Origin of the sequence: Uliginosibacterium paludis, from assembly GCF_039631355.1 — a bacterium.
GTDB lineage: Bacteria > Pseudomonadota > Gammaproteobacteria > Burkholderiales > Rhodocyclaceae > Uliginosibacterium > Uliginosibacterium paludis.
In genome coordinates, this window is record NZ_JBDIVF010000005.1 from 53938 (window position 1) to 72995 (window position 19058).

The 19058-nt window shown below is 65.2% G+C and carries 19 protein-coding genes; 9 read left to right on the top strand and 10 right to left on the bottom strand.

The features are described 5' to 3' along the window. Together ABDB87_RS13840 and ABDB87_RS13845 are read right to left on the bottom strand one after the other, a co-directional pair. A complete protein-coding gene (locus ABDB87_RS13840) occupies positions 1 to 834 on the bottom strand; it encodes a CheR family methyltransferase (protein WP_345928018.1) in 834 nt (277 codons plus the stop codon). 4 nt (positions 835 to 838) lie between these two features. Then, entirely contained in the window at positions 839 to 3940 is a 3102-nt protein-coding gene (locus ABDB87_RS13845; protein ID WP_345928020.1) for a hybrid sensor histidine kinase/response regulator, read from the bottom strand. A gap of 247 nt (positions 3941 to 4187) precedes the next feature. On the opposite strand from ABDB87_RS13845, the gene ABDB87_RS13850 reads away from it, so the two are divergent. From ABDB87_RS13850 to ABDB87_RS13860, 3 genes are all read left to right on the top strand, one after another. Then, positions 4188 to 4745: a hypothetical protein gene (locus ABDB87_RS13850; protein ID WP_345928022.1), complete on the top strand. Its 558-nt coding sequence runs from the start codon at positions 4188 to 4190 to the stop codon at positions 4743 to 4745. A 68-nt stretch (positions 4746 to 4813) separates the two neighbouring features. Beyond that, complete coding sequence (locus ABDB87_RS13855) at positions 4814 to 5335, top strand: TspO/MBR family protein (RefSeq protein ID WP_345928024.1); 522 nt, start codon at positions 4814 to 4816, stop codon at positions 5333 to 5335. Between the two features lie 69 nt (positions 5336 to 5404). Continuing rightward, entirely contained in the window at positions 5405 to 5959 is a 555-nt protein-coding gene (locus ABDB87_RS13860; RefSeq protein ID WP_345928026.1) for an NUDIX hydrolase, read from the top strand. A gap of 9 nt (positions 5960 to 5968) precedes the next feature. On the opposite strand, the gene ABDB87_RS13865 is transcribed toward ABDB87_RS13860, so the two are convergent. Together ABDB87_RS13865 and bioA are read right to left on the bottom strand one after the other, a co-directional pair. Next, complete coding sequence (locus ABDB87_RS13865) at positions 5969 to 6424, bottom strand: hypothetical protein (RefSeq protein WP_345928028.1); 456 nt, start codon at positions 6422 to 6424, stop codon at positions 5969 to 5971. Between the two features lie 89 nt (positions 6425 to 6513). Then, complete coding sequence (gene bioA / locus ABDB87_RS13870; protein WP_345928030.1) at positions 6514 to 7863, bottom strand: adenosylmethionine--8-amino-7-oxononanoate transaminase; 1350 nt, start codon at positions 7861 to 7863, stop codon at positions 6514 to 6516. Positions 7864 to 7964: 101 nt separating this feature from the next. Here bioA and yaaA point away from each other — a divergent pair, with 101 nt between their 5' ends. The 3 genes from yaaA (at position 7965) to ABDB87_RS13885 (ending at position 10800) form a co-directional block, all read left to right on the top strand. Further along, the gene (gene yaaA, locus ABDB87_RS13875) at positions 7965 to 8741 is read left to right on the top strand and encodes a peroxide stress protein YaaA (RefSeq protein WP_345928032.1); all 777 of its coding nucleotides are present in this window, start codon (positions 7965 to 7967) and stop codon (positions 8739 to 8741) included. A 27-nt stretch (positions 8742 to 8768) separates the two neighbouring features. Then, a complete protein-coding gene (locus ABDB87_RS13880) occupies positions 8769 to 9896 on the top strand; it encodes a M14 family metallopeptidase (protein ID WP_385919215.1) in 1128 nt (375 codons plus the stop codon). A 160-nt stretch (positions 9897 to 10056) separates the two neighbouring features. Then, positions 10057 to 10800, top strand: coding sequence for a carbonic anhydrase (locus tag ABDB87_RS13885; protein WP_345928034.1), 744 nt, complete (start codon positions 10057 to 10059; stop codon positions 10798 to 10800). Positions 10801 to 10865: 65 nt separating this feature from the next. Here the strand turns inward: ABDB87_RS13885 and ABDB87_RS13890 are convergent, their stop codons facing one another. The 5 genes from ABDB87_RS13890 to radC form a co-directional block, all read right to left on the bottom strand. Next, complete coding sequence (locus tag ABDB87_RS13890; protein WP_345928036.1) at positions 10866 to 12104, bottom strand: DUF1015 domain-containing protein; 1239 nt, start codon at positions 12102 to 12104, stop codon at positions 10866 to 10868. Positions 12105 to 12147: 43 nt separating this feature from the next. Continuing rightward, on the bottom strand, positions 12148 to 13221 hold the full coding sequence (locus tag ABDB87_RS13895; RefSeq protein ID WP_345928038.1) for a 3-deoxy-7-phosphoheptulonate synthase: 1074 nt from the start codon (positions 13219 to 13221) through the stop codon (positions 12148 to 12150). 109 nt (positions 13222 to 13330) lie between these two features. Next, entirely contained in the window at positions 13331 to 13498 is a 168-nt protein-coding gene (gene rpmG / locus ABDB87_RS13900) for a 50S ribosomal protein L33 (RefSeq protein WP_345928040.1), read from the bottom strand. 33 nt (positions 13499 to 13531) lie between these two features. After that, on the bottom strand, positions 13532 to 13768 hold the full coding sequence (rpmB, locus tag ABDB87_RS13905) for a 50S ribosomal protein L28 (RefSeq protein WP_345928042.1): 237 nt from the start codon (positions 13766 to 13768) through the stop codon (positions 13532 to 13534). Between the two features lie 89 nt (positions 13769 to 13857). After that, positions 13858 to 14535 carry a RadC family protein gene (gene radC, locus ABDB87_RS13910; protein ID WP_345928044.1) on the bottom strand — a complete coding sequence of 226 codons (678 nt, stop codon included), beginning with the start codon at positions 14533 to 14535 and terminating at the stop codon, positions 13858 to 13860. A 68-nt stretch (positions 14536 to 14603) separates the two neighbouring features. On the opposite strand from radC, the gene coaBC reads away from it, so the two are divergent. From coaBC to dut, 3 genes are read left to right on the top strand one after another with little or no spacing between them, the layout of a single operon-like run. After that, positions 14604 to 15791, top strand: a complete 1188-nt coding sequence (coaBC, locus tag ABDB87_RS13915) for a bifunctional phosphopantothenoylcysteine decarboxylase/phosphopantothenate--cysteine ligase CoaBC (RefSeq protein ID WP_345928046.1) — start codon at positions 14604 to 14606, stop codon at positions 15789 to 15791. 1 nt (position 15792) lies between these two features. After that, on the top strand, positions 15793 to 16185 hold the full coding sequence (locus ABDB87_RS13920) for a tautomerase family protein (RefSeq protein ID WP_345928048.1): 393 nt from the start codon (positions 15793 to 15795) through the stop codon (positions 16183 to 16185). A 24-nt stretch (positions 16186 to 16209) separates the two neighbouring features. Then, a complete protein-coding gene (gene dut, locus ABDB87_RS13925) occupies positions 16210 to 16659 on the top strand; it encodes a dUTP diphosphatase (protein WP_345928050.1) in 450 nt (149 codons plus the stop codon). A gap of 92 nt (positions 16660 to 16751) precedes the next feature. On the opposite strand, the gene ABDB87_RS13930 is transcribed toward dut, so the two are convergent. Then, the gene (locus ABDB87_RS13930; RefSeq protein ID WP_345928052.1) at positions 16752 to 18965 is read right to left on the bottom strand and encodes an NADP-dependent isocitrate dehydrogenase; all 2214 of its coding nucleotides are present in this window, start codon (positions 18963 to 18965) and stop codon (positions 16752 to 16754) included. Between the last annotated feature and the right edge of the window lie 93 nt (positions 18966 to 19058).

Genomic DNA, 19058 nt, shown 5'->3' on the forward strand with positions numbered 1-19058 from the left:
TCACACACGGCGGTAGATCCGCACGTCGGGTTCGGCAAAACACAGTTCGAAGTCGCCGGCATGGCGGCCGAACTGCAGGGATTCGCGGCTGCCCAGGCCGACGAAGCCGCGCCGCACGAGGGATTCGCGAAAGAGTCCGACGGCGCGGTCCTGCAGGGTCTGGTCGAAATAGATCAGCACATTGCGGCAGGAAACCAGATGCACTTCGGAGAAGACCGCATCGGTGGCCAGGCTGTGATCGGCGAAGACGATCTGGCGCTTGAGCTGGCGGTCGAAAACGATGCCGTCATAGGCGGCATGGTAGTGGTCGGAGAGCGAACCGCGTCCGCCGGCGGCCAGATAGTTGCTGCTGAAGCGCTGGACGCGATCGAGCGGGAACACGCCGGCTTCGGCTTGCCGGAGTGCTTCCGGATTGATGTCGGTGGCATAGATGATGCTGCGCTCGAGCAGCCCTTCCTCCTTGAGCAGCACGGCCATGGACCAGACCTCCTCGCCACGGCTGCAGCCGGCCACCCAGATCTTGATCGAGGGCCAGGTCGACAGCTCGGGCAGCACGTTTTCGCGCAGGCTGCGGAAGTAGGCCGGGTCACGGAACATCTCGCTGACCTGCACGGTGAGGAACTGCAGCAGGCGCGTGAAATGCTCGCCATCGCGCAGCACATGGTCCTGCAGTTGCGAGAGGCGCTCGAAGCCGGACTGGGCGAGCGCCTGGCGCAGGCGGCGGCGCAGGGAGGCGGGCGAATAGAGGCGGAAATCCTGCTGGTAGTGCAGGAGGATGGCCTCGAGCAGCGCCTTGATCTCGAGATCGAAGAGCTGGCTGTCCTCGCTGTTCATGGCGCTACCGGGGCATCCAGACACGGCACAGGGACACCAGCCGATCCACGTCGATCGGCTTGGCCAGGTAGTCGTTGGCGCCGGCCTCCAGGCACTGCCGCCGGTCATCCGCCATCGCCTTGGCGGTGATCGCGATGACCGGAATGTCCGCATGCCCGGGGCGCGCGCGCAGCTGGCGGATCGCGGTAATGCCATCCATCTCCGGCATCATCACATCCATCAGCACCAGGTCGATGGGCGGGTCACGGTCAAGCCGATCCAGGGCCTCGCGGCCATTGCGCGCGATCTCGAGGCTCGCGCCGAGCGGCTCGAAGACGCTGGTGAGGGCGAAGATGTTGCGCACATCATCTTCGGCCAGCAGGATGCGCCGGTCTTCCAGAGTGCTGTCGCGTTTGCGGGCCGACTGCAGCAGGCGCTGCTGCTCGGGCGGCAGGTTGGCCTCGACGCTGTGCAGGAAGAGCGTGACTTCGTCGAGCAGGCGTTCCGGGGAGCGGGCGCCCTTGACGATGATCGAGCGCGAGTAGCGGCGCAGGCGCGTTTCCTCGTCGCGGCTGAGCTGGCGACCGGTATAGACGATGACCGGCGGGAAGCCCTGTGCCGGATTCGCGGCCATGCGTTCGAGCAGATCGAAGCCGGATGCGTCCGGCAGGGCGAGGTCGGTCACCATGCAGTCGAAGGCGCGGTCGGCCAGGGCGTCGAGCGCGGCGGCGGCCGAGCCGACAGTAACGATTTCGGTGTTCGGCCCTGCCAGCAGATGCTGAAGATTTTCGCGCAGTTGCGGATCATCCTCGACGACCAGCACGCGACGCAGGGCCTGGTCGGCCCGCTCGCGCAGGCGGGCAATCGCGGCCACCAGTTCTTCGCGCCGCGCCGGTTTGACCACATGCCCGATCGCGCCCATCGCCAGCGCGGTCTGGCTGCGGTCCACCGCGGAAACCAGATGCACCGGAATATGCCGTGTGGCCGGGTCGTGCTTGAGGCGCTCCAGCACCGAGAGGCCGGACACATCGGGCAGGCCGACGTCCAGCAGCACACCGGCCGGGGCGTACTCGCGCGCGAGCGCCAGCGCCTCGCTGCCGTTGCCGGCCACCAGGCAGTCGAAGTCCATTTCCTCGACGAGTTGCTGCAGCACCTGCACGAACTCGCTGTCGTCATCCACCGCCAGTACCAGGCGCCGGCCGCTTTTCGGGCGCCGCGGAGCAGGCGGTGCGGGGGGCGCCGGGGCCGGCGCGGCGGCCGGCAGGCCGGGGCGCAGGCTTGCCGGCGGCGCTGCCGGCTTGCGCAGCAGCGCAGCGGCGACCGGCGTTTCCGGCAGATGGGCGGGCAGTTCGACGGTGAAGGTGCTGCCGCGACCCGGCTCGCTGCGCAAGCGGATGCTGCCGCCCATGCGGACGACCAGTTCGCGCGAGATCGACAGGCCGAGGCCGGTGCCGCCGAAGAGGCGGTTGGTGCTGCCATCAGCCTGGCGGAAAGCCTCGAAGATGATTTCATGCTTCTCGGCCGGGATGCCCATGCCGGTATCCGTGACATCGAAACCCACGCCACCGTCGGCCAGCGGCCGCAGGCTGAGCTCGATCTGGCCGGCGGCGGTGAACTTCACCGCGTTGGAGAGCAGATTCTTCAGCACCTGCTGCAGGCGCTGCTTGTCGGTCTCGAGCGTGTCGGGCGTGCCCGGCTCGAAGTGCACGCGGAAGGCGAGGCCTTTCTCCCGCGCCAGCGGATCGACCACTGCTTCCATCCGGCTGGCGAGTTCGGCGAGATTGACCGCCTCGGCAGCGAGCTCGACATGTCCGGCTTCGATGCGGGAGAGGTCGAGGATGTCATTGATCAGCAGCAGCAGATCATTGTTGGAGTCGTGAATGGCGGTCGCGAAGCGCACTTCGTCCTCGTTCAGGCGCTGGCCGCCGTTTTCCATGAGCAGGCGAGAGAGGATCAGCGAACTGTTGAGCGGCGTGCGCAGCTCGTGCGACATGTTGGCGAGGAATTCGGACTTGTAGCGGCTGGCGGTTTCCAGCGCCGTGCTCTTTTCAGACAGTTCGGCCTGCGAGCGCAGGAGCTCGGCCTGACGCTGCTCGAGACTCGCCGCATAGCTCGCGATCTGCTGATTGACGCGCTCGAGCTCGGTCTGCTGCACTTCGAGCGCCGCCTGCGATTCACGCAGCACGCGGCCCTGTTCCTCGAGCTCTTCATTGCTGACGCGCAATTCTTCCTGCTGGGCCTGCAGCACCTCGGCCTGCTGTTGCGCTTCGGCCAGCATGCTCTGCCGCTCCTCGCGATACATCGCCCCCCGCAACGCCAGCCCCACGACTTCCGCGATCTGGCTGGCCAAGCCGGCGAGCGGCGTGAGGTCCAGTTCGCGACGTTGCAGGCCCAGCTCGATCACGCCCAGCACGCGGCCTTCGATCTGGAGAGGCAGGATCAGGATGTGGCTCGGCTCGCTCCGGCCCAGACCGGTCTGGACAGGCAGATGCCCCTCGGGCGCCGGGCTCAGCGCGCGGAAGCGCCCGTCACGGCAGGCCTGACCGAGCAGGCCGTCATGCAAGCCCAGCGTGCGCACCTGACTGGTAGCGTCCAGACCGTGGCTGCCGACCGGCAGCAGCCGCTCGCCCTGGACCGTGTAGAGCACGCCGACCCGCGCGTCGAGGCGGGCGCAGAGCACATCGCAGCTGCGCGCGCCGATTTCTGCCGGCAGCAGATCACCGGCGAGCGCCTGGGCCAGCTGGCTTTCGGTTTGCTGCAGCCAGAGATTGCGCTGCGCGGCTTCGCGCTGGCTGATGACCAGCGACACGATGAAGCCGATGACGAAGAAACTGGTCGAGCCCGCCGTCCGGTTGAAGAGGACGAGATTCATCGAGACGTTTGCACCCTCGGGTGACAGCGTCACGCCCGCGGCGGTATAGGTTGTGGCGAGTGCGGCGAGCAGCCAGGGCAGGCGCGGCCGGGTCTGGAAGATCGCCAGCGCCACCGCCCAGGCCTGGAATATCCAGATGGAATATCCGAGCGGGGTCAGCGCGTCGATCACGAAGAGGCTGCTCGACAGGGCCAGCGTGCCGGCGAGAACCGGGAGGTCGTGCTTGCGGGCCGGTGCGGTGCGGGCTGAGTCCATGGCGTCTGCTCGTGTGCCGTGCTTGAGGTCGCGCTGGCGTGCCGGCGCAGCGCACTCCGGGGGCGTGTCGAAGGATTGTGCATGAAGCCGCTGGCGGGGTATGTAGGCCAGCACCTACACGCGATGGCGGCAGAGGCTGCTGGGGCGGGCACCGCGTGACCGCAATACTGGATGCATGCGGGCCGGGCGCGTCGCCTCGGGCGGTGCCGGCGGCTCGCATTCCGATGCTTTCTGCGAAAGGACCACCATGTACACGCTCAAGCCGCTCTACTGCGCAGGCCTGCTGCTCGCCACCCTGATGACCGTCGGAAACGCCCGCGCGGCGAACTTCTCGAAGCCCGTCTACGAGGGCGCACGGACCGAGGTGAAGTCCCGCTTCAAGCTCGAACGCGAAACCTGCGAAGCCCGCAGCGGCGAGGACCGCAGCCTGTGCCTGGAAGTCGCCAAGGGCCGCGAGAAGATCGCGCTGGCCCAGCTCGAGTACAACTACAGCGGCAGCAAGAAAGACGAGACGGATCTCTGGAAGGCCAAGGTCGAGGCCCGCTATGAGGTGGAGCGCAGAAAATGCGAGGCGCTCTCGGGCAATGATCGCGACGTCTGCGTGCGCGCGGCGAAGACGGCGCGCGACAAGTCCGAAGCCGACATGAAGCTCGCGCGCAAGACTGATGCCGCCATCGAAGATGCGGACGAGGCCCACCTCAAGGCGGATTACCGCCTGGCGGCGGAGAAATGCGATGCGCTCAAGGGCGAGCGCAAGGACGTCTGCATGGCTTCTGCCAAGGCCCATTACCAGCAGGGTTGGTAAGCGTGGTGCCCGGTGCCCGCGCGGCGCCGGGCAGGCGAGGGCTTCATCTGTCGGGACGGGAGTCAGTCATGGAAACCACCGAAGCCGGGGCCGAAAGCCCCGCCCATGTGCGCCAGCCCGCACTGCATTTCATCCTGTGGCTGATGCCGGTCCTGATCACCGCCGGCATCGGGGCCATCGCCTCGATGGACGCGATCAGGCTCTATGACGAACTCGAGCGGCCGCGCTGGGCCGCGCCGGCGAATCTTTTCGCGCCGGTCTGGAGCCTGCTCTATCTGCTCATGCTGCTCGCGGTCTGGCGGGTCTCCGTGCAGGCCGCCTCGGCTACGCGCACGCTGGCACTGAGCCTGTTCTCGATCCAGCTGGTGGCCAACGCCGTCTGGACCTGGCTGTTCTTTGCGCGGCAGCTCGGCATGTGGGCTTTCGTGGATGCGGTGTTCCTGTTCCTGCTCATGAGCGCCTGCTGCGTGGGTTTCATGCGTCTGGACCGGCCTGCGGGCTGGATGCTGCTGCCCTCGGTACCCTGGCTCGCGTATGCCGCCGCGCTGACGCTGGCAATCTGGCAGCGCAATCCGGTGATGCAGCACTGAGCCCGCCTTGCTGCGCGCGGGGGCGGGCGTTAAGCTGCACACCCCTGCAGCCGCGCGGCCCCGAGCATCATGCGTCCCTGGAAAGTTCTCTCCGATACCCCTGTCATCACCGATCACTGGCTGGGCGTCTCGGCCGTCCGCACCGAGTTGCCCAATGGCATGGTGCTCGATCCCTATTACGTGGTGCACGAGAAGGAATGGGCGCACATCTGTGCTTTCGACGAAGCGGGTCGGGTGGTACTGGTCCGTCAGTACCGCTATCCGGCGATGATCGCGAGCCTTGAGTTGCCGGGCGGCATCATCGATGCTGGCGAGGATGCGCTCGAGGCCGCCAAGCGCGAACTGCTCGAGGAAACCGGTTACGCCAGCGATGACTGGGAGACCGTCGGCACGATGTTTCCGAATCCGGCCCGGCAGGCGAACCGCCTTCATCTCTTCATCGCCCGCAATGCGCGTCGTGTGGCCGGGCAGGCGCTCGATGCGTCCGAGGAAATCGAGGTCAGCGTCGAATCGGTGGCCTCAGTGCTGGCCCGGATCGTGAGCGGCGAGTTTTCCCACGCCATGCATGTGGCATCTTTCAGCCGTTGCCTGCTGCGGCTTGAGCGACTCAGGCTCGAAGCCTGAGCAACGCGCTCACAGCGGCTTGCTGCCCAGCACCCGGTCGAGCTTGTCTTCGATCTCGCCGAGATGGGCGGAGAGCGAAGCGGTCGACTCATTCACCTGATCGATCAGGGCGGCGCGCAGGGCCGCCGAGTCGGCCTCGCGCTGCACGACACTCGTGTCGATCAGGTTTTTGAGCTCCGCAATCCGAGAGGCCTCTGCCTTGTCCGCGATCTCGCGCTGGGTCGCGATTTCTCTGGCAAGCCGGCGCCCTTCCATGATCACGCCGGCCTGCAGCAGCAGGATGTGAATCAGCAGCACGCCGCAGAGTGCGGCCGCGAAACCTAGCAGCACGAGGCCCGGCGGGGCCTGGACATGCGTGAACCCGAGGCTCAGCACGGCGGGGGCGGAGAGGACGTCCCAGTTGAGGGCGACGAACAGGGCCAGCAGCACCAGCAGTGCTGCGAGGGCAAGGGAGCGGATTCTCATCGGCGTATTCCTCGGGTCAGTACGCGGCGCAGACGGGTTCGCCGCGAGGCGTGAGCGGGATGCTCATGGCATGCAGAAGACCTTCTGCCTCAGGCCTGCAGGCTCTGCTTCAGCGCATCCAGTGTTGCGGTGCCCAGCCACTGGCATTGTGCCTCGTCCAGCACATAGGGCGGCATCCAGTAGACCGTATTGCCGATGGGGCGCAGGAGCAGGCCCTGAGCGAGTGCCGCGGTGTGGAAGCGGCGCGCGAAGCCGGGGGCAGCGTCCACGTCGAACGCGAGGATCATGCCCTGCTGGCGCAGGTGGCGCACCGCCGGGTGCGCGGCGATCGGCGCGGCTGCGCGGGCCAGCCAGGCGGCGCGTTCGAGGTTCTGCGCCAGCACCTGCTCGTCGCGGAAGATTTCCAGCGTGGCCAGGGCGGCCGTGCAGGCCAGCGCGTTGCCGGTGTAGGAGTGGGAATGCAGGAAGCCGCGCGCCACCTCGTCGGCGTAGAAAGCCTGATAGACGCTTTCGGTGGTGAGCACCAGCGAGAGCGGCAGGTAGCCGCCGGAGATGCCTTTCGAGATGCACAGGAAATCCGGCCAGAAGTTTGACGGCCTCTCCCCCGACCCCTCTCCCGAGGAGCGGGGCGCGGCGTGCTCCATCGCGAAGAATTTGCCGCTGCGGCCGCAGCCGACGGCGATCTCGTCGGCGATCAGATGCACTTCATATTGGTCGCAGAGGGTGCGGGCGCGGCGCAGGTATTCGGGGTCATACATCGCCATGCCGGTCGCGCATTGCACCAGGGGCTCGACGATCAGCGCGGCCGTTTCATGATGGTGTTCGGCCAAAAAGGCTTCGAGCGCGGCGGCCGCATGGATGGCCACGTCAGCCGCGGATTCGCCCGGCTCGGCGGCGCGGGCGTCGGGCGAAGCGACGGTGGCGGCAGCGCGCACCAGCGGCGCGTAGGCCTCCCGGAAGAGGGCGATGTCGGTCACCGCCAGCGCGCCCACGGTCTCACCGTGATAGCTGCCGGCCAGACTCACGAAGCGCGTCTTCGCGGGCCTGCCGCTGTTGCGCCAGTAATGCACGCTCATCTTCAGCGCGATCTCGGTGGCCGAGGCGCCGTCAGACGCGTAGAAGGCGTGGCCCAGCGCGTGGCCGGTGAGGGCTGAGAGTTCTTCGGAGAGGCGCACCACCGGCTCGTGCGTGAAGCCGGCGAGGATCACGTGCTCGAGCTTTTCCATCTGCTCGGCGAGGCGCCGGTTGATGTGCGCGTTGCAGTGGCCGAAGAGATTCACCCACCAGGAGCTGACGGCATCCAGATAGCGGCGGCCATCCTCGGCCACCAGCCACGGCCCTTCACCGCGCGCAATCGCGATCAGCGGCAGGGTTTCGTGCTGTTTCATCTGCGTGCAGGGGTGCCAGACTGCGGCGAGCGAGCGGTCAAGCAGGGACATGGCTATCGTCGTGATTGAAGCGGAGCGGCGAGTCTACGAGTCGGGGCGGGTGGAGGGAAGCGTTATCATGTGCGCCTGCCCAGCCTGAAATCCGTCCATCCATGCTGATCGTCGTCTCTCCCGCCAAGTCCCTTGATTACGAGCGTCCGCTGCCCGTCACCAAACATACCCAGCCGGCCTTTCTTGATCGCAGCGAGGCCCTGATCGGCCTGCTGCGTGAAAAGAGTCCGCTCGAGATCAGCCGGCTGATGTCCATTTCGGACACACTGGCGACCCTGAACGTGACCCGCTACGCCGAGTGGCACCGGCCTTTCAGCGCAAGGAATGCGCGTCAGGCAATGTTTGCCTTCGATGGTGACGTCTATGAAGGGCTGGATGCTTTCACCTTCAGCGAGGCACAGATCGCTTTCGCCCAGGAACATTTCCGGATGCTGTCCGGCTTGTATGGCGTGCTGCGCCCGCTGGATCTGATGCAGCCCTACCGCCTGGAAATGGGCACGAAGCTCGCCAACCCGGCGGGCAAGGATCTCTACGCTTTCTGGGGCGACACGATTACCGAGGCGCTGGCTGCAGAGCTTGCCCGCCAGAAAACACCACCTGTGCTGGTGAATCTGGCCTCCGAAGAGTATTTCAAGGCGGTCCGGCCGAAGAAGCTGGCGGCGCGCGTGATCACGCCGGTCTTCGAGGAGAGGAAGGGGAGCGGCTGGAAGATCGTGAGCTTCTATGCCAAGCGCGCGCGCGGCCTGATGAGCCGTTATGCCATTGTCAATGCCCTGACCGACCCCGAGGCGCTCAAGGCCTTCGATCTGGAGGGCTACGCCTGGTCCGCCGCTGCGTCCGAGGGCGACCGCTGGGTGTTCCGCCGTGAGGCCAACTGATTTCCGACTGACGACTTTCCATTTCCCATGATCTCTATCAGCAGCCAGTTTGACAGCGGCAACATCGAAGTCCGCGATGCGTCCAATCCATCCGATATCCGCCTGGCGATCCGCCATGATGCGGGCGGCGTTTTCATGCAGTGGTTCCATTTCCGGCTGCACGGCGTGCGGGGCCAGCGCCTCAGGCTGGTGATCGAGAACGCCGGTGACTGCAGCTATGCCGACGGCTGGCACGGCTACCGCTGTGCCGCGAGTTACGACCGGGCGGACTGGTTCCGGATTGCAGACACCTTCTATGACGGGCGGGAGCTGGTCATCGAGTTCACGCCGGAGCAGGACACGGTCTGGCTGGCTTACTTCGAGCCCTATTCGCAGGAGCGCCGGCTCGATTTTCTCGGCCGCTGCGCCTGCTCGCCGCTGGTGCAGGTGGAATGCATCGGAACGAGCCTGCAGGGGCGGGACCTCGATGTGCTGCATATCGGCAGCGGGCCGCGGCAGATCTGGGCACAGGCGCGCCAGCACCCTGGCGAGAGCATGGCCGAATGGTTCATGGAAGGGCTGATCGAGCGCCTGCTCGATGCAGCCGATCCGGTCGCGCGCGAACTGCGGGAGCGCGCCAGCTTCCACCTGATTCCTAACATCAATCCGGATGGCAGCGTGCTGGGCCATCTGCGCAGCAATGCTGCCGGCATCAACCTCAACCGCGAATGGCATGCGCCGACGCTTGCGCAAAGCCCCGAGGTGCTGCATGCCCAGGCCGCGATGAGGAAGATCGGCGCCGAGCTCTTCCTCGACATTCATGGCGACGAGACGCTGCCCTATGTCTTCATCGACGGCAGCCACATGGTGCCGGGCTATGGCGAGCGCAATCTGGCACTGCAGGCGGCATTCCTCGAGAACCTCAAGCGCGCGAGCCCGGATTTCCAGACCGAACACGGCTACCGCGATGACCGCTTCACCGGTGAGATGATGACGCTGTGCTCGAAGTGGGCGGCAGCGACCTTCGGCTGTGTGGCGCTCACGCTGGAAATGCCCTTCAAGGACAACGCCAATGCGCCGGATCCGCGGACCGGCTGGAATGGCGCGCGAAGCAAGCGGCTGGGTGCTGCCTTCCTGCAGCCCATCCTTGATCATCTCCGGCTGCTGGCAGACTGAGCCGGGGGCTGGCAGGGCGTGTTTCTGCACGTTCGTCGGGCGGGGCGTGCCCGGTCAGGCTGATGCAAGCTTGGGCCGGGGTGCGAGGAGGAGAATCCGCGGCGCCGCATTCACTCAGCAAGGAATGCGGCTCTCCCCCTCTCATCCGAAGGAGCTTTGCATGAAATCAGCATTGATCGGCGCCGCGCTGCTGGCCGGCGTCGCGGCCGTTCCGTCTGCCTGGGCGGAAGGCCCGCACTGGGGCTATGAAGGCGAGATTGCCGCCGAGCACTGGGCGGAGCTGGCGCCCGAGTTCGCCACCTGTGCCGCAGGTCAGAACCAGTCCCCCATCGACATTTCGGGCGAAGTGCACGCAACCGGCTTGCCGAAGCTCGGTTTCGACTACAAGACGCCGGTGGTCAGCGTGGTCAACAATGGCCACACCATCCAGGCCAACTTTGCGCCGGGCAGCACGCTCACGCTGGGCGGCCATGCCTATGAGCTCAAGCAGATGCACTTCCATGTGCCGAGCGAGAACCAGATCCACGGCAAGCAGTTCGCCATGGAAGGGCATCTGGTGCATCAGGACAAGGCCGGGCGTCTGGCCGTGGTGGCGGTGATGTTCCGCGAAGGCCGTACCCAGTCCGCACTGGCCAGCCTCTGGAAGCAGATGCCTGAGCAGGCAGACGGCGAGCATGCGTTTGACGGCAGGCTGACCGCAGCCCAACTGCTGCCGAAAAAGCGTGACTACTACTACTTCAGCGGCTCGCTCACCACGCCGCCCTGCAGCGAAGGCGTGTCCTGGATCGTGCTGAAGCAGCCGGTCGAGGGCTCGAAGGCCCAGGTCGAGCAGTTCGCCCGGGTGGTTCGTCATCCCAACAACCGTCCGGTGCAGCCCCGCAACGCACGGATCGTGATCAACTGATCCGCATTGTCCGGCTATGAAAAAGCCGACCCGAGGGTCGGCTTTTTTCCGGCCGCAGAAGCGGATCAGTCGATCACATGCGAGGCCATGCCGTCAGCCAGCTTCGGCTCGAACCAGGTCGACTTCGGCGGCATCACCTGGCCGGCGTCGGCCACCGACATCAGGTCGTTCATGGTGGTGGCGCACATCGCGAAGGCCACGGCCATCTCGCCGCTGTTCACACGCTTTTCGAGCTCCGGCAGGCCGCGGATACCGCCGACGAAGTCGATGCGCTTGTCGCGACGCAGGTCGGCAATGCCCAGCACCGGGGTCAGCACATGAGTGGTGAGCAGGCTCACATCCAGGCGCTCGACCGGGTCTGCCGGGATCAGCTCGGGCTTGATGGCGAGCTTGTACCACTGGCCGGCCACGTACATGCCGACTTCGCCGTAGGCAGCGGGTTTCACCGGCGTGGTCGAGGGCGTCACGGTATAGGCTTCGGCAACGCGGGCGAGCAGTTCATCCTGGCTCAGGCCGTTCAGATCGCAGACGACGCGGTTGTAGTCCATGATCTTCAGTGCATGCGCAGGGAAGATCACCGAGAGGAAGTAGTTGTAGCCTTCTTCGCCGGTGTGGTGCGGGTTGGCCGTGCGGCGGGCGGCGGCCACGCGTGAGGCGGCAGCAGAGCGGTGGTGGCCATCAGCGATGTAGAGCGCGGGCAGGGCATCAAAGGCGCGCGTGATCTGGTCGATGGTGGCGTTGTCGCGGATCACCCACAGCGTGTGGCGGATGCCGTCGTCTGCGCTTGCATCGGCGTCAGGTGTGCCGGCGAGGGTGGCATTCAGGATCGCGTCGATCGAGGGGGCTTCCGGATAGGCCAGGAAGACCGGGCCGGTCTGGGCGTTCAGCGCTTCGATCTGGCGCACGCGGTCATCTTCCTTGTCTGGCCGCGTGAACTCGTGGCGCTTGATGCGGTGGGTGTCGTACTCGACCACCGAAGCTGCGGCGACGATGCCGGTCTGCACATGGCTGCCCATGATGATGCGATAGACGTAGTAGCAGGCCTTGTCATCGCGAGCGATCACGCCGGCGTCCAGCATCTTCTGCAGGTTTTCCGCGGCCTTGGCATACACCGCAGGCGAATAGATGTCGGTGCCGGCCGGCAGGTCGATCTCCGGCTTCGAGATGTGCAGGAAGCTCCAGGGCTTGCCCGCTGCGCGCTCGAGGGCTTCGCTGGAAGAGAGCACGTCATAGGGCGGGGCGATGATCTCGGCCGCACGGCCGGTGGCAGGGCGGAGCGCCTTGAACGGAGTAACCAGGTGCATGCTTGTACCTTTGTTTGCGGGAAATTCGGGAAAGGGGATTTTCTCAGCTTTTTCGCCGGGCGACGCTGTCGCGCAGCGTGTTGCGCGCTTCGCGCAGCATCTGCTCGGTGGTGTCCCAGGCCACGCAGCCGTCGGTGACCGAGCAGCCGTAACGCAGTTCGCCGAGATCCTTCGGAATCGACTGGTTGCCGGCTTCGATGAAGCTTTCGATCATTACGCCGACGATGGAGCGATTGCCCTCGCGGATCTGACCCATCACGTCTTTCATGACCAGCGGCTGCAGTTCCGGTTTCTTCCAGGAATTGGCATGCGAGCAGTCGATAACCAGATTGGCCGGCAGCTTGGCCTTCGCCATGGCCTGCTCGGCGAGTGAGACCGACACCGTGTCGTAATTAGGGCGACCGCCGCCGCCGCGCAGCACGACATGGCTGTAGCGGTTGCCGCGGGTGCGGACGATGCAGGTTTCACCCCGGTCATTGACGCCCAGGAAACTGTGGGGCTGCGAGGCAGACAGGCAGCCGTTTACCGCTGCGTCCAGCGAGCCGTCGGTGCCGTTCTTGAAGCCGACCGGCGAAGACAGCCCCGAGGCGATCTCCCGGTGCGTCTGGGATTCGGTGGTGCGGGCGCCGATGGCGGCCCAGGACAGCAGATCGCCGTAATACTGCGGCGCAATCGGATCCAGGGTTTCGGAGGCCGCAGGCAGGCCGAGGCTCACCACATCGATCAGGAACTGGCGGCCCCGCTCCATGCCTTCCTCGATGCGGAAGGAGTCATCCATGCGCGGATCGTTGATGAAGCCCTTCCAGCCAACCGTGGTGCGCGGCTTCTCGAAATAGACCCGCATGACTACGAACAGCGTGTCCGAGACTTCGTCCGCGAGCGCTTTGAGGCGACGCGCATAATCCAGACCGGCGACGGGGTCGTGGATCGAGCAGGGGCCGACGATCACCATCGGCCGCGGATCCTTGCGGTCCAGAATGGCCTTGATCGTGTTGCGGCCGGACTCTACCCGGGCTGCCATGTCGTCCGAGAGCGGCAGACGGGCCTTGATTTCGCCCGGCGAGGGCATGGAATCGAAGGAGACGACGTTGAGGTTTTCTGTGGACGCGTGAGTCATGTCGGAATCCGGAGTCGAAAAACAAAAAAGCCCGCTTCAGCGGGCTTTTTCGTGTGCAGCAGGTCGGAACCAGGCTGTGAGCGATTGTGCGGGCCGCGCCGCACAAGGCTTACTTGAGCTTGGTTTCCTTATATGCAACGTGCTTGCGAACGACCGGGTCATACTTGATGAACTCAAGCTTTTCCGGGGTGGTGCGCTTGTTCTTGTTGGTGGTGTAGAAGTGGCCGGTACCCGCAGTGGATTCCAGCTTGATCTTTTCGCGACCGCCTTTAGCCATGATTAATCTCCGCTATGTGTTCAGTGGGCGAAATCAGATCTTCTCGCCGCGAGCACGCAGCTCGGCGAGAACGACTTCGATACCCTTCTTGTCGATGGTGCGCAGGCCGGCGTTCGAGACGCGCAGGCTGACCCAGCGGTTTTCTGCTTCAACCCAGAAGCGACGGTTCTGCAGGTTCGGCAGGAAACGACGCTTGGTCTTGATGTTGGAGTGGGAAACGTTGTTCCCGACCATCGGGCCCTTGCCCGTAACTTGACAAACTCGAGACATATCTCGCTCCGGTAACTGGTTCCGTAAAGCACGCGATTGTAGCCCGAAACTCGTGGCGAGCTCAAGTCCGAGTGCTGGAAAGTCGGTAACTATAGCAGCCCACGCTGGGCAAAGGAAAGCGGATTCTGGTTTCCTGCCACGATGAAATGGTCCAGAACCCGCACGTCGACCAGCGCCAGAGCCTGTTTGAGGGCTTGCGTCAGCATCTCGTCGGCCCGGCTGGGTTCTGCCACGCCGGAGGGGTGATTGTGGGCCAGGATCATCGCGGCCGCGTTGCGTTCGAGGGCCAGTTTGACTACTTCCCTCGGATACACGGAGGTTTGGGTGAGCGTTCCACGGAAGAGTTCGCGGGCCTCGATGAGCTGGTTCTGTGCATCGAGCAGCAGCACCATGAAGACCTCATGCGGCAGCTGGCCGAGCCTGAGTCGCAGCCAGTCGCGAACTTCGCCTGGCGAGCCCAGTACGTCGCGGCTGCGCATGCGCTCCTCCAGCGCACGGCGCGACATCTCGAACACCGCCTGCAGCTGACTGAACTTGGCTTCCCCCATGCCATGAACGCTGCACAGCTCGGTCAGCGGTGCGCAGAACAGCCGGCCGAGGCTGCCGAAGTGCGCGATCAGGTCACGGGCCAGATCGACGGCGCTTTTGCCGCGGACGCCCACGCGCAGAAAGATCGCCAGCAGTTCGGCATCGGAAAGGGCGCTTGCGCCGTGAGTGAGGAGGCGCTCGCGGGGGCGTTCGTCTTCGGGCCAGTCGGTGATTGCCATGGGAGGTCCGGGCAGGGGTGGGCGGGTTAGAATGCGGGCTCGATTTTTACTTGGGCGTCTGGCCGGCCATGACTGAACTCACGGGCAAAACCATCGTTCTGGGTGTTTCCGGTGGCATTGCTGCCTACAAGGCGGCGGAGCTGACCCGCCTGCTGATCAAGGCCGGCGCCCGGGTTCATGTGGTGATGACGGAGAACGGCGCACGCTTTGTCACGCCGACGACCTTCCAGGCGCTCTCCGGCAACCCGGTCTGGACCGATCCCTGGGATGATCGGCGCGCCAACAACATGAGCCACATCGACCTCACCCGTTCGGCTGACGCGCTGCTGATTGCGCCGGCAACGGCCAATACGCTCGCGAAAATCGCGAACGGGCTCGCCGACGATCTGCTGTCGACGCTGGCGCTCGCCCGGGATTGCCCCTTGCTGGTAGCACCGGCCATGAATCGCCAGATGTGGGCGAACCCGGCCACGCAGCGCAATGTGGCGCAGTTGCGCGAGGACGGCGTGACGCTCATCGGGCCGGATGCCGGCGAGCAGGCCTGCGGTGAGATCGGGGAAGGGCGCATGAGCGAGCCGGAGGCGATCCGCGAAGCGCTGATCGCTTTCTTCAAGCCGAAACCACTGGCCGGACGCCGGGTACTGATGACGGCCGGCCCGACTTACGAGCCGCTGGACCCCGTTCGCGGCATCACCAATATTTCCTCTGGCAAGATGGGCTACGCCCTGGCCCGGGCGCTGCGGCATGCGGGCGCAGAGGTGCAGCTCGTCAGCGGACCGGTCGCGTTGCCGGCGCCGGCCGGGGTTGAGCGCATCGGTGTCATGACTGCGGCAGAGATGCATCTGGCGGTCATGCAGCGCGTGGCGCATGCCGACGTGTTCATTGGCGTGGCGGCGGTGGCGGACTATCGCCCGGACGACGCAGCAGAGCACAAGATCAAGAAGACCGGCGAGGCGCCGGTGATCCGTCTGGCGCGCAATCCTGACATTCTCGCTGACGTGGCCTCGCTGCCGGCCGCGCCGTTCTGCGTCGGTTTTGCGGCTGAAAGCCGCGATCTGGAGAGCTATGCCCGCGGCAAGCTCGAAGCCAAGCGGCTGAAGCTGGTGGTGGGCAATCTGGTGCAGGACGGCATGGGGGGCGACACGAACCGGGTCGTGCTGTTCGACGCTGCGGGTGATCACCCTCTGCCAGCCGCCAGCAAGGATGAGGTAGCGGCCGGCATCGTTGCACATCTTGCCCGCATGCTGGATGCCTGAGATGCCCGCTGCGCTGATCGAAGTCCGCCGTGATTACAGCGCCGAGGAGGCGCAGGCCCTGATCGACGCGCTGCATGCGGCCATGGTGAGTGCGCTGGAAATTCCGGCGGATGACCGGATCGTGCGCCTGGTCACTCATTCACCGGCCTGCTTTGCCTGTCCGCCGGGCAAGGCGCATCCGGCGCGTTTCACGCTGATCGGGATTGATCTCTTTGCCGGCCGCTCGGTCGCTGCCAAGCGCAGGCTGTATGCGGCCATCGTTGAACATCTCGCGCCGCTCGGGATCCCGGCCGACCACATCCTTGTGCGGCTGAACGAGATCCCCCGCGAAAACTGGGGCGTGCGCGGTCTGCCTGCTTCCGAAGTGGATCTCGGCTTCAAGGTCGAGGTCTGAATCCAACCTTTCCTGACTGAAACCATGCATCAACTCGACATCAAGATCCTCGACGCGCGTCTGCGCGACAACCTGCCGCAATACGGCACCGCGGGTGCTGCCGGGCTCGATCTGCGGGCCTGCCTCGATGCGCCTCTGACCCTGAATCCGGGTGACACCCAGCTGATTCCGACCGGCATGGCGATCCATCTGGAGGATCCGAAGCTGGCCGCGCTGATCCTGCCCCGTTCCGGGCTGGGTCACAAGCACGGCATCGTGATGGGCAACCTGGTCGGCCTGATCGATTCCGATTACCAGGGCCAGGTCTTCGTCTCGACCTGGAACCGCGGCAAGGAAGTCTTCACGATCCAGCCGATGGATCGCATTGCGCAGCTGGTGGTTGTGCCGGTGGTGCAGGTGGCGCTCAACATCGTGGATGACTTTGCGGCGAGCGAGCGCGGAGCGGGCGGTTTCGGCAGCACCGGGCGTCAGTAGCCGTTCCAGGGCCAACTGCATGAAAAAAGCCCCGGCGTTTCCGTCGGGGCTTTTTCTTGCCGGCATCCGGCGGGCGCCGGAGCCCAGGGGCTTTACTGGATGCTGTTCAGCACGCTGTTGAGCGTTGCGCTCGGACGCATTTCGGCAGCGCACTTTTCCGATGACGGGTGGTAGTAACCACCGATGTCGACCGGCTTGCCCTGGGCGGCGATCAGTTCGCCCGCGATCTTCGCTTCGTCAGCGGTCAGCTTCTCGGCGATCGGTTTGAACTTCGCCTGCAGGCCGGCATCCTTCGACTGGGCGGCAAGTGCCTGGGCCCAGTACAGCGCCAGGTAGAAGTGGCTGCCGCGGTTGTCGGTCTGGCCGACCTTGCGCGCGGGCGACTTGTCGTTTTCGAGGAACTTGGCGTTGGCCGCGTCCAGACATTCGGCCAGTACGGCACCGGCCTGGTTGCCGGTCTTGGCGGCCAGCTCTTCAATCGACACCTGCAGAGCCAGGAACTCGCCGAGCGAATCCCAGCGCAGGTAGTTCTCTTCGAGGAACTGCTGCACATGCTTGGGCGCCGAGCCGCCGGCGCCGGTTTCGTACATGCCGCCACCGGCCAGCAGCGGCACGATGGAGAGCATCTTGGCGCTGGTGCCCAGTTCGAGGATCGGGAAGAGATCGGTGTTGTAGTCGCGCAGCACGTTGCCGGTGACCGAGATGGTGTCCTGACCGGCGCGGATGCGGCGCAGTGACAGCTTGCAGGCTTCCACCGGCGACAGGATCGGGGTTTCGAGCCCGGCGGTGTCATGCTGCTGGAGGTAGTGCTTGACCTTGGCGATCAGGTTGCGGTCATAGGCGCGGGCTTCGTCGAGCCAGAACACGGCGGGGGCGCCGGAGGCGCGGGCGCGGGTGACGGCGAGCTTGACCCAGTCCTGGATGGCGATGTCCTTGGTCTGGCACATGCGCCAGATGTCGCCGGCTTCGACCTTGTGCTCGGTGAGCACGCTGCCGTCTTCCGCGATGACGCGCACGACGCCGTCTGCGGCGATTTCAAAGGTCTTGTCGTGTGAGCCGTATTCTTCGGCCGCTTGCGCCATCAGGCCGACGTTGGGCACGGTGCCCATGGTGGTGACGTCGAACTTGCCGTGAGCCTTGCAGTCTTCGATCACGGCCTGATAGACGCCGGCATAGCAGCGGTCGGGAATCGTGAACTTGGTGTCCTGCTGCTTGCCGGCGGCGTTCCACATCTGACCGGACGCGCGGATCGCGGCGGGCATGGAGGCGTCGACGATCACGTCGCTGGGCACATGCAGGTTGGTGATGCCGCGGTCGGAATCAACCATGGCGACCGGTACGGCGGCTTCAGCGGCACGCAGATCGGCTTCGATTGCGGCACGTTCGGCTTCCGGCAGGCTCTGGATCTTGGCGTAGGCGTCGCCAATGCCGTTGCGCACATTCACGCCCAGCCTCGCGAAGGTGTCGGCATGCTTCGCGAACACATCCTTGTAGTAGGCGCTGACGGCGTGGCCGAACAGGATGGGGTCGGAGACCTTCATCATGGTGGCCTTCAGGTGCAGCGAGAACAGCACGCCCTGTGCCTTCGCGTCAGCGATCTGCGCTTCGTAGAAAGCCTTGAGCCTCTTGGCGCTCATGAAGGTCGTGGCGATCAGCTCCTGATCCTTGACCTTCACTTCCTTCAGCGTCTTGCTTTGGCCGGCGGCGTCGGTGAACTCGATTTTCAGCGTGCCGGCCCTGGGGATCACGGCGGACTGCTCGTTACCGTAGAAGTCGCCCGAATCCATGTGGGCGACGTGGCTCTTCGAGTCTGCGCTCCAGGCGCCCATCGAGTGCGGATGGGCCTTGGCGTACTGCTTGACGGCGTTGGCCACGCGGCGATCCGAGTTGCCCTCACGCAGCACGGGGTTCACGGCCGAGCCCAGCACCTTGGCGTAGCGCGCCTTGATGGCTTTCTCTTCTTCGCTGGCCGGGTTTTCGGGGAAATCCGGTACCGCGTAGCCTTGCGACTGGAGCTCCTTGATGGCCGCCTTGAGCTGGGGCACGGAGGCGCTGATGTTGGGCAGCTTGATGATGTTCGCTTCCGGAGTCTTGGCCAGTTCGCCCAGCTCGGCGAGCGTGTCAGGCACTTTCTGCCCGGGGTTCAGCGATTCGGGGAAATTGGCCAGGATGCGTGCGGCAACGGAAATGTCGCGGGTTTCCACTGCAATGCCGGCCGTCCGGGTGAAAGCCTGAACGATGGGCAGAAATGAGTAGGTGGCCAGCGCGGGCGCTTCGTCAGTCAGGGTGTAGATGATCTTGTTCATGATTTCTTTCTGGGCTCTCGGGCGGGAACGGCATCGCTTCACTGTAGTGAAGCTGCCAGTATATCAATCTGCCCGGCATTTCAAGCAGGCTGC